Source organism: Yersinia kristensenii, assembly GCF_900460525.1.
In the GTDB taxonomy this organism is placed as follows: Bacteria; Pseudomonadota; Gammaproteobacteria; order Enterobacterales; family Enterobacteriaceae; genus Yersinia; species Yersinia kristensenii.
In genome coordinates this window covers 220,407-230,521 of record NZ_UHIY01000001.1, presented here as the reverse complement: position 1 = coordinate 230,521, position 10,115 = coordinate 220,407, and the positions used below count along the sequence as shown (strand labels likewise).

Genomic DNA, 10,115 nt, shown 5'->3' with positions numbered 1-10,115 from the left:
CTTCAATCGGCGTGACGACATAGCTCATGTGGTACGGTTTAGCCGCATCGTCAATAGCTAGATACACAATAGAGAGAAAAATTTCAGTGTCCAGACTGACTGATTTGCTTGCCAAAGCAAAAGCTAAAGATCCGGCATTAGGGGCTGAACTAGATCGAGAGTTCAAAATTTTGTCGGCGCGCCTCCCCTTCGGGCTGAACTTCGAGCGACATAGCCCTGAAGCTGTTGAGTTACCATTACGACCTGTCCGAAAAGGTGACAAGGTGCGTATTCTGCCGGAGCGTGGATCGATCAAGAAAGGTGATCAGCGGCTTTGGCAGGTAAAGACTGTTAACAGGGCCAACAAGACTGCATTATTAGAACTTTTGGATACTGCCGAAGCCGAAACTAAGGCTGTAGGGCTGGGTTTTCTGGTCGTGGTAGCTGAGTTTCGCGATACTATCTATCCGGGACTAATTAGTACCGGCAAAGTGCTCCGAGGTGGCCATAAGCCATGCCATACAATCATCAATGGTGAGAACTATCACGTTCTCAAAGCATTAACCTACACTCATCGCGGCAAGGTAAATGCGATCTACATTGACCCACCATACAACACAGGGGCAAAGGACTGGAAGTACAACAACGATTATGTTGCTGGTGATGATCTGTATCGGCATAGTAAATGGCTCGCGATGATGGAGCGTCGCCTTTTATTAGCTAAAGAGCTATTGAATCCTGCGGATTCAGTGCTGATTGCTACCATTGACGAAAAAGAGTACTTGAGGCTCGGGTTGCTTTTGGAACAGGTGTTTCCTGAAGCACAAATAGAAATGGTTACAAGCATTATCAGTGCAAAGGGTGTAGCGCGGGTTGGTCAGTTCTCTCGGGTCGAGGAATTCATTTATTTCGTAAGGTTGGGGGGCTCCAGCGTCCAGCTTGGCGAACAAAATATGCTAGATGATTCTCGCTCAGCCGCTGCACAAATCGGGCGTGATATTGATTGGCTTGGGCTTCGCCGCCGCGAACCGACTGCTAAGCGAGGTGCTCGTCCAAATCAGTTTTACCCTATATTTATTGACGAAGTATCAGGCTTTATTGATTCCATTGGCGAGCCACTCACTGATGATGTGGATCGCATGACGGTACAGCCTCCAAAAGGAACAATTCCCATCTGGCCTTTAAGACCGAAAGGCGGCGAAGGACTTTGGGGCATTACTCCTGAAACAGCCAAAAAATATCTTCGGAATGGCTTTATACGTGCACGAAACTACAAGCCGGAAAGCGGACAAGTTGCAATTCATTATTTACCAAGTGGTACTGTCGATGCTATTCGGGATGGACGAATTGATATCATTGGGCATGATCCAGATGGCGCTGTAAGGGCGGTCCATCGAGAGCGTAAGGGAGTAATTCCTAAGCGAGTGTGGAACATGGCCTCCCACAATGCAGAGAATGGCGGATCGTTGATTTTATCCAAATTAATTCCTGAACGCCGTTTTCCTTTCCCAAAATCTCTGTATGCAGTTGAAGATGCTCTCAGATTCTTTGTTGCCGACAAGCCTGAAGCTGTAGTTGTGGACTTTTTCTCTGGCTCTGGAACTACAGTACACGCCGTTATGCGTTTGAACCGGCAGGACGGAGGTCGTCGCCAGTGTATAAGTATTACCAACAATGAAGTTAGCGCGGATGAACAAAAAAAGCTTAGAGAGTTAGGTTTAAGGCCGGGTGACCAAGAGTGGGAAAAATGGGGCATCTGTGATCACATTACCAAGCCTCGTGTTGCTGCTGCTATTACGGGTAAAACTCCAGATGGTGAACTGATAAAAGGGGACTATAAATTTACTGATGAATTCCCGATGTCTGAAGGCTTTGAGGAAAATGCTGAGTTTTTCACCCTTACCTACGAAACCCCGGTATCTATAAGTTATAACCTAGCATTTAATCGGATCGCGCCGCTGCTATGGCTTCGTGCTGGTGCTAAGGGAATTCTTATAGACAAACTGCCGGATGATGGTTGGGCTATAGCTGATACTTATGGATTGCTAAGTAATATTGACGCTGCTACGCCGTTTATCAGGGCTTTGTGTGGGAGAACCGAATTAATCATTGCCTATATCGTTACTAACGATGACCGTCGCTTTCAGGCGATTGCTAAACGTTTGCCAGATAGCGTCGAGGCAGTCCGCCTTTATGAATCGTATCTCACCAATTTTAGCTTCACCAATGGGGAATAACGGATGAAGTTCACCCTCAAAGATTATCAACGCGACGCAGTCCGTGAATCCTTAAATAATTTGGGCAAAGCTCGCCGATTATGGCATAGCGAATTCGACAGGACCGCGTTCTCACTAACTGCCGTAACCGGTGCAGGTAAGACAGTCATGGCTGCTGCTACGTTTGAAGCGCTGTTTCACGGTGACGATGAGTTCAGTTTTGACGCTGATCCTGGTGCAGTAGTTATTTGGTTCAGTGATGACCCTTCTTTGAATGAGCAGACTCGTTTTCGCTTTATCGAAGCCAGCGATCGTATAAATTACACAGATCTCGTGGTAGTTGAAAATACATTCAATAGGCCTAAGTTTCAGCCGGGGAAAATCTATTTTCTCAACACCCAGAAGTTGAGTAAGAACAGCTTGTTGGTTCGAGGTCATGACCCTGCAGAAATGGCTGCCAAGTTAGATGAGACGTTCCCTGAAATGCGACCTGACCTGCGGGCATACACGATTTGGGACACAATCCAGAATACTATTGAAGACCCAGATTTAACGCTCTACTTGGTACTGGATGAGGCGCATCGTGGTATGGGCGCGCAGACTACTGCCAGCCAGAATGCCAAAAGTACTATCGTCCAACGGCTTATCAATGGTGTAGGTAGCGTACCCGGTATTCCAGCGGTATGGGGTATTTCAGCTACAGTGGAGCGGTTCAACAAGGCGATTGAGTCGGCTGGAAAGCATATTAAGCTGCCCAATGTGGAAGTAGATGCGGCGAAAGTACAGGAGTCTGGACTTATCAAAGATACCATCTTGCTTGATATCCCTGACAATATTGGCGATTTCGATACCGTACTGGTGCGTCGTGCGACCGATAAATTGAAGGAGTCCAGCCTTGCCTGGAGCACATACTCCAAGCAACAGCAGGAAGCGTATATTGTTGTTCCTTTGATGGTCTTGCAAGTACCGAATACACCTGACCCAGATGAGATCGGGAGGGCATTGGATACTATCTTTGAGCGTTATCCCGAGCTGTCTCCTGCCAGTGTGGCACATGTTTTCGGGGAGCATACCACACAGCGATTTGGTAACCGCGACGTGCCCTACATAGAGCCGCAACGGGTTGAAGAATCAACGTGGGTGCGGGTATTAATTGCTAAGGACGCTATAAGTACTGGGTGGGACTGTCCACGTGCCGAGGTTATGATTTCTTTCCGCGCAGCCAGCGACAAGACTCATATCACACAGTTATTGGGGCGTCTTGTACGTTCGCCTCTTGCTCGTCGTATCCCAGGTAATGATCGTTTGAACGCGGTAGATTGTCTATTGCCAAAGTTCAATCGTAAGGCTGTGGAGCAGGTAGTTGATGAATTGACGACCGGTAGCGAAGCGGCAACGCCAGGGCGCGTCTTGACAGATTACATTGAAGTGCTGCCGAATCCTGCTGTTTCATCTACCGTGTGGGATGCATTTGAAATTTTACCGTCGCAAACGCGCCCCCAGCGTGGTGCTAAGTCAGCGGTCAGGTTGACGGCGTTGGCTCATGAATTGGCGTCCGACGATATTTTATCCGGTGCAGGAACGCTTGCTCATGCCGCAATGCATGCCATTCTGGATAAGTTTCAGTACGAAAATGAGGACAAAATTAAGATCAAGCGGAAGTCTGTATTGGTTGTAGATGGCAAGACAGTGAAGGCAGATATGCTAGGGCAGGGGCGTAGCCTGGAACAATTCTGGGAAGATGCTGATGTGGCTGTGATCGATGATGCATACCGCCGAGCTGCACGTATCTTTAGCCCAGCTATTGCCCATTCGTATGTTGATCATTTGGCTAGTCAGGTAGCCGATCGCAAAAATGATCCAGAAGCATTTCTAGAAGCAATTATTGAAGGACGTGTAACAGTTGCTGGTTTGGGACTGGTGATGGAAGTACAGGCTTATTTCGATACCGAGGCCGAAAAGCTTGCGAGGAATTGGCTGTCAAAATATGACCAACAGATCAAGACGCTAAGCGATGATCGTAGGGAATCCTATCGACAGATCATCGAAATGAGTACAGAGCCACAGGATGTTGGATTGCTGAAGCCTGAGGCCCGTTATGAGGCGACTAAGGCGAACGAAAATGGAAATGTGAAAGTGCTGCCTGTTTGGGATAACCACTTGTTGTGTGGGCTCGATAGAAAATACCCGGCTGAGCTGAATGAATGGGAGCGAACGGTTGTTGAGACTGAGTCCGGAAGAGCTGAATTCTGTTACTGGTATCGTAACCCGCAGCAGCCAGGACAATCTTCGCTTGGTATTGCCTACGAAAAAGCCGGGCAATATGGGATTGTTCGCCCTGATTTCCTGTTTTTTTCCGAACAAGATGGCTCTCTCGTTGTAGACCTGGTTGACCCGCATGGACTGCACTTGAGTGATGCGCTTGCTAAGTTACAAGGTTTGGCGCTGTACGCCGCAAGCCATCCCAACGTATATAGACGGATTGAGTCCATTGCTCAGGTGAAAAACAACGGAAAATTACGTGTCCTCAACTTGAAGAGGCAGGAAGTGCAAGACTCAATTGCTGCCGCTCAAGATGCTGAGGCTTTATTCAGTAGCGGGCTTGCAGATGACTATATATGAGAAGGATTTGAGCGATAGACCTGAGTTTCCGTACTGGGACAGTTATTCTCGATTCGCACGCTACGTTAGCACGGTCAATCGTTACATCTTAAGTGAAGAACAGAGAACATTCCTTGATACGGTTCTTGCGACGATTAAGGGGCGTGACGGTGAGCTGAAAGAAGGGCATGTGTTCTATCGTGCTCAGCTTGGGATAGATCTGTGCGACCGGACCGATAGTGACGGTAACTGGATTGGCGAGGATATATGGGGTTTCGGAGCTTCACGTATGAAGCCTCTTACTGACCGAGCCATCGAAGGACGTGCAAATTCCTCGGGTATCCCGGTGCTATATGTAGGTACAACAGTGAAGACTGCGATTTCCGAGGTGCGGCCTTGGATTGGTGCTGATGTGTCGGTTGCTGTGTGCAAGCTCTCGCGTCCATTGCGGACTCTTGATCTTTCACTAGGACATGGTCAGTCATCACTTTCTGGGCCTATCTTAAGGCACGTGCTGGGCGGACGGGAGCCAACAGCACAGGAGAAAGAGAAAGCTGTCTGGATTGAGATAGATAATGCATTTTCAACTCCTGTCACACAGTCGGATGACCGCGCCGATTATGCGCCGACTCAGATACTGGCTGAACTGTTTCGTAGCGTTGGATATGATGCAATTGCATATAAGAGTCACTTCGGAGACGATGATAAGCAGTTGGGCTATAACATCGCGATCTTTGATCCAAGTGCGATCGAAATTGTCAGCTGCGCTCCCTTTGAGGTAAAAGTAATCAATATTGATGCCTGGCAGAAAGGTAATCCGTGGTTCAAATCTTCTTAAGCCTAGCTCGTGCTCTGTTAAAATTATCAGTGATTGCTGGTTACTACTCTTCTTCGTTAACCGCTACCTCAACCTATTAATAAAATATTGGCACTGAGCTCCCTCCCACATGATTTAGGGCGGCATCGAGCGGACGTTGGGGCGTTCCGCTCACGGTCAGGGCATCTAAAGATGTCTACAGATATGGGGTGATTTCGATTTGTAGTGAAGGATAAGTAGATAAGAAAAGTTATTGCTTTTCTTGGCTTAACTATTCCTTTACATAAAGAGTAAGAGAATAATTCCCTTTCCTACTTTTGTAAGAATTACCAAGTTTCGAAAAACCAAATTGGTTAAACAAATATTGCATCGCGGTATTATTTTCACGAGTGGTAGCAAAGCATGGCTTGTCAGACAACAGTTGACAAATTGACTCCATCAGAATGCGCCCATAACCTTTACCTCTTGCTGCGTTTGCAACATACAACCAGCCCGCCTCAAATTCATACCCTCCTTGCTCAGAAGTGCCAGACTTTTCAAAAACGCTTGATTTATATCCTGCATTTGGATGTTTAATTGCTCCAACTGCAACAACCACGTTATTGTTATCATTGATAAAGACAAGCTGCTCGGCGCGCAGAATTCTTTCTCGAAGGCCCGCCAATTCGACTTCCCCACCCTCGATCACTAGTGCTTCAAATGATGCGATCTCAACAACACTGCAGCTTTTGGGGCTTTTGACTATTTTTTCCATGTTCATAACTCTTCTTTAAACACAGGCTGACCACCTATCAGCCTTAGCATTAGGCATTTCTATATAAGAAGTCAAATACCATAGACAACGTTCACTTCTGGAGCATACATGACTGTCAGATGGGGTCATGGTCATATTAACTATTGGTCCACAAGCATCATCCTACGAGCCGCATTCCTTTCATCCCCCCTTCAATAATACTGCCACTATCTGCCGCGTTAACAAAATCTGCCCACCACTGCATCATCGGACGACGTTGCTCAAGATAGTCGCTGCGGTTATAAGCGCGACGTACCTCATTCTTATCCACATGGGCCAATGCCGCTTCAATAACGTCAGGTGGAAAACCCTGTTCATTAAGGGCCGTACTAGCAATAGATCGCAGTCCGTGTGAAACAAGCACCCCACCAAAACCTGCACGTTTTAGCGATGCGTTAACGGTCTGGCTATTCATTGGCTGGTTGGGTTTGATACGGCTAGGAAAGATAAACTCCCGGTTGCCGCTTAACGGCTTCATCATTTCCAGAACAGCCATTGCTTCATCTGACAATGGAACAGTATGGTCGCGGTTCATTTTCATGCGTGCTGCAGGAATCTTCCACTCTCGCGCTTCTAAGTCTACCTCTTCCCAGCGGGCTTCAGCTGCTTCAGCAGGGCGGGTGATAGTAAGAAGTTGCCACATAAACAGGCATCGTGTTGGTAGGATAATGTTGGCGGTACGCATTGTCTGCATGAGTTGTGGTAGCTGGTCTGGACGGATACTTGGCATGTTCTTTTTCTGAGGCTTCTCGAATGCCTTGCCAATATTGACGCTGGGGACAGCATCAATCAGGCCTGTGTTTTGAGCATAAACCATGACCTCATTGATTCGTTGGCACAGGCGACGGACGGTTTCCAGAGCTCCTCTGGCCTGAACCGGTTGAACGGCCTGAACCAGTGTATGAGCTTTAATATCTGTAATACTGATATCGCCAATCGCTGGTAAAACGTCTCTCTCCAGCGAGCGCCAGATATCCTCTGCGTAGTCCTTGGTCACACTGGCTTTCTTCACATTCCACCAACGTTCAGCTACGAGTTGGAAAGTGTTGGTTTTGGCTTCAAGCGAACTGCGCAGCTGTTCTTGGTGATGCTCCTGCGGATCGATTTGTTTTGCGAGGAGAACGCGAGCCTCTGCCCGGTAGCTTCGAGCATCGGCAAGTGTGACTGACGGATAGGGGCCGATGCTCTTCTTCGCACGCTTCTTGGTGACTGGGCGTATGTAGCGAAACTGCCAGATTTTACTGCCACTTGATTTGATGAGTAGCTCAAGGCCATCGCCATCATAGAGAACGTAGTCCGCTTCCTTGGGTTTGGCGGATTCGATTTCTTTGACGGATAAAGGTTTGGTTTGTCTTGCCATTGCCGGATTTCCATAGTTTTAGGCACCTCAAAAACAATAATGCTTTATGAGGTGCCTAACAAGGTGCCTAAAAGGTTCGGATTTAATTAGTTTGCTTCAGACTTCCCAGGACAAATTGCAGGCACAAAAAAGCCCGCAGGGCTTATGCCATGCGGGCTCTTTAGACTTTATCGGATGACTCTGGTAATCATCGATTGAAGATTTTGGTGGAGCTGGGGGGATTTGAACCCGCGTCCGTAATCTCTTAACTTATTGTTAGAGAATGCTTATTTTTATTATTTTTCTGGCGCGTATCCTGTGCGGCTCCTTTGGTGTACTTCCTCAGTCATCCCACTGTATTCCTTCAGGAACGAACCATAATGCCTGAAAAGCATCTCCGGCCCCTTGTGGCCCATTTGTCCTGCTAACCAGAATAAATTCGCGCCCTGGCTAATATGCATCGTGGCAAATGTATGTCTGGTCTGATAGGGATTCCGGTACCGGACGCCAGCCCTTTTTAAAGTTGGTATCCATGCTTTTTTTCTGATCGCATCAGCACCGGTCCAAGCCTCATTCGTTTTCGGATCATGGAAAACATACTTGTTGAGCATAAATGTAAATGGTTTTTGATTTTTGACAGCTAATAATGCATCAGAATCTAATTCTATTTTTCTTCGCCCCGCCTTAGTCTTCGTTCCCTTAATTACCCCTTCAACACTGGCCGTTATTACATGGGCTGTATTGCCGACGAGATCGAGATCTTGCCACCGTATCGCGCAGAGTTCTGAACTTCTCATTCCAGTATGCAAAGCAAATCTAAAAAGGTTTTCCCATTGAGCATTCATCGCCGTGGATAGAATGGCTTTCGCTTCATCAGGTGAAAGCGGATCAACCACATATTCACTTTCTGATCTGACATCTTCGCCCTGGTAGCGGGATGCTGAAACAAGAGAAACAGGGTTAGCTGGCAGCAAGCCATCCGTTACCGCTTCATCTATTGCAGAGCCTAAAAATGATAATCTATTGCGGATAGTTTTCAGCGCTACCTTTTGCCCTTGTATCCAATTTTTAACAATTGCGGGCGTAAGATCAGAGACATTAACTTCATGTAGGCTGGATAGGGCGCTCAAGCACTTCTTATAACCGGCGATCGTAGCAGGTGATAATTTGCGGCTTTCACAAATTGAAATGTATTCGTCTAAATATTTTTTAATGTGCTTTGAGCTTTGGTTATTACCGAATACGTTTAATCGGACAGAACGGGGAAATTGGTCGGCATAATTAAATGTGCCTCGTTCTATTCTGTTATGTATTTCACCCAACAGCCTTTCTGCATATTTGATATTTTTTGGTGTTACTTCGATATTAGAAAGGGGTTCACGGCACTTAACCCCTTTATATGTAAAAGTGATATTGATTGTCTGCCCAGTCTTGTGACTACGAACAGTTATGCCCCTTGGGAGCTTTGCCGATCCCCTCTCGCCCACTTTGAAACCTCCGTAAGATCAATCCAACGTTCTTTAACACCACCAACTTTTAAAACCTGCTTGCCCTCACGCCAGACTCCACGCTGAACCCGCTTATTGATGGCTTCAACCGTCTCCCCGGTGGTAATGCAATACGCACTAATGGGGATGCAATCGAGACTAATCATACGAACCTCCACACTGTTTTAAAGGCCCGCCGCACACAGGCCGTGATTAAAATCATTCTGTTGCTGGTGGATCACACTGCACCGGCTCAGCGATAACGCCATGACGGTTTAATACACTAATAATTAATTCCCGCTTACAGCCGATCGCTGGTATATCGCGCAATTCATTTACCAGCATTGAGTAAATATGGCGTGGTATTTCTGCTGGCTTGGCTGCTGTGAATAGCAAGGTGCCCTCTGGCGCGTCATTAATCCAACCGAGGGTTTTATTGCCGTTACAGCTAATAACTTGGCCGGTGGGTTTCTGCTGTTTCAGAGCCGCAAGTTGCTGTGCCAACTCCTTGCTATGAGCAAACAACTCTTGTGCTGTCATTCCGTTATAAGTAGGCTCCAGCTCCAATATAGCGACTCGCTCACGCAGTGATAGCAGTTGTCGTGCTATCTCCGCCTCTCGACCAACAGGGTAAAACTCCGTCATATTATTTTCGAAAGCGGTAATCAGGTACCGGAGCTGCTCGTCAGTTATCTCCGTTGGATATTTCAGCTTATCTTTACTCAGCATATGCATCCCCCAGCACCGCTCGTTTAGCGGCAATTGCTATTCCAGCTCGTGAGCCATACGGATCAATGGCTGTGTTATGAATTCCGCGCAAAACCTCTTTCATATCTTTTATCTGTGCTTCTGCTGCTGCCAGTTGATCTATCAAATTTTCACC

The 10,115-nt window shown here is 47.1% G+C and carries 9 protein-coding genes; 3 read left to right on the top strand and 6 right to left on the bottom strand.

Annotated features, from left to right (window positions below; genetic code table 11):
- Positions 1 to 86: 86 nt before the first annotated feature.
- The 3 genes from DX162_RS01075 to DX162_RS01065 are packed head-to-tail and all read left to right on the top strand — an operon-like array spanning position 87 to position 5,634.
- On the top strand, positions 87 to 2,216 hold the full coding sequence (locus DX162_RS01075) for a site-specific DNA-methyltransferase (RefSeq protein WP_032819837.1): 2,130 nt from the start codon (positions 87 to 89) through the stop codon (positions 2,214 to 2,216).
- Positions 2,217 to 2,219: 3 nt separating this feature from the next.
- Entirely contained in the window at positions 2,220 to 4,817 is a 2,598-nt protein-coding gene (locus tag DX162_RS01070; protein ID WP_004390432.1) for a DEAD/DEAH box helicase, read from the top strand.
- On the top strand, positions 4,804 to 5,634 hold the full coding sequence (locus DX162_RS01065) for an RES family NAD+ phosphorylase (RefSeq protein ID WP_050413800.1): 831 nt from the start codon (positions 4,804 to 4,806) through the stop codon (positions 5,632 to 5,634). The genes DX162_RS01070 and DX162_RS01065 overlap by 14 nt, the downstream gene beginning before the upstream one ends.
- A gap of 250 nt (positions 5,635 to 5,884) precedes the next feature.
- Here DX162_RS01065 and DX162_RS01060 read toward each other — a convergent pair whose 3' ends face one another.
- The 6 genes from DX162_RS01060 to DX162_RS22490 form a co-directional block, all read right to left on the bottom strand.
- The gene (locus DX162_RS01060) at positions 5,885 to 6,367 is read right to left on the bottom strand and encodes a GNAT family N-acetyltransferase (RefSeq protein ID WP_004390434.1); all 483 of its coding nucleotides are present in this window, start codon (positions 6,365 to 6,367) and stop codon (positions 5,885 to 5,887) included.
- A gap of 157 nt (positions 6,368 to 6,524) precedes the next feature.
- Complete coding sequence (locus DX162_RS01055; RefSeq protein ID WP_004390435.1) at positions 6,525 to 7,766, bottom strand: integrase; 1,242 nt, start codon at positions 7,764 to 7,766, stop codon at positions 6,525 to 6,527.
- 275 nt (positions 7,767 to 8,041) lie between these two features.
- Positions 8,042 to 9,232, bottom strand: a complete 1,191-nt coding sequence (locus tag DX162_RS01050) for a site-specific integrase (RefSeq protein WP_004390436.1) — start codon at positions 9,230 to 9,232, stop codon at positions 8,042 to 8,044.
- Positions 9,193 to 9,399, bottom strand: a complete 207-nt coding sequence (locus tag DX162_RS22495) for an excisionase (RefSeq protein WP_071777604.1) — start codon at positions 9,397 to 9,399, stop codon at positions 9,193 to 9,195. The genes DX162_RS01050 and DX162_RS22495 overlap by 40 nt, the downstream gene beginning before the upstream one ends.
- A 52-nt stretch (positions 9,400 to 9,451) precedes the next feature.
- Positions 9,452 to 9,961, bottom strand: coding sequence for a polyphosphate kinase (locus DX162_RS01040; RefSeq protein ID WP_227744188.1), 510 nt, complete (start codon positions 9,959 to 9,961; stop codon positions 9,452 to 9,454).
- On the bottom strand, positions 9,951 to 10,106 hold the full coding sequence (locus DX162_RS22490; protein WP_227744221.1) for a hypothetical protein: 156 nt from the start codon (positions 10,104 to 10,106) through the stop codon (positions 9,951 to 9,953). Before DX162_RS22490 ends, DX162_RS01040 begins: the two co-directional genes overlap by 11 nt.
- Between the last annotated feature and the right edge of the window lie 9 nt (positions 10,107 to 10,115).

What these genes read in the sequence shown, in the direction of transcription:
- DX162_RS01070 (WP_004390432.1), top strand. Translation starts at nt 2,220, where the DNA reads ATGAAGTTCACCCTCAAAGATTATCAACGCGACGCAGTCCGTGAATCC.
- DX162_RS01065 (WP_050413800.1), top strand. Translation starts at nt 4,804, where the DNA reads ATGACTATATATGAGAAGGATTTGAGCGATAGACCTGAGTTTCCGTAC.
- DX162_RS01060 (WP_004390434.1), bottom strand. Translation starts at nt 6,367, where the DNA reads ATGGAAAAAATAGTCAAAAGCCCCAAAAGCTGCAGTGTTGTTGAGATC.
- DX162_RS01055 (WP_004390435.1), bottom strand. Translation starts at nt 7,766, where the DNA reads ATGGCAAGACAAACCAAACCTTTATCCGTCAAAGAAATCGAATCCGCC.
- DX162_RS22495 (WP_071777604.1), bottom strand. Translation starts at nt 9,399, where the DNA reads ATGATTAGTCTCGATTGCATCCCCATTAGTGCGTATTGCATTACCACC.
- DX162_RS01040 (WP_227744188.1), bottom strand. Translation starts at nt 9,961, where the DNA reads ATGCTGAGTAAAGATAAGCTGAAATATCCAACGGAGATAACTGACGAG.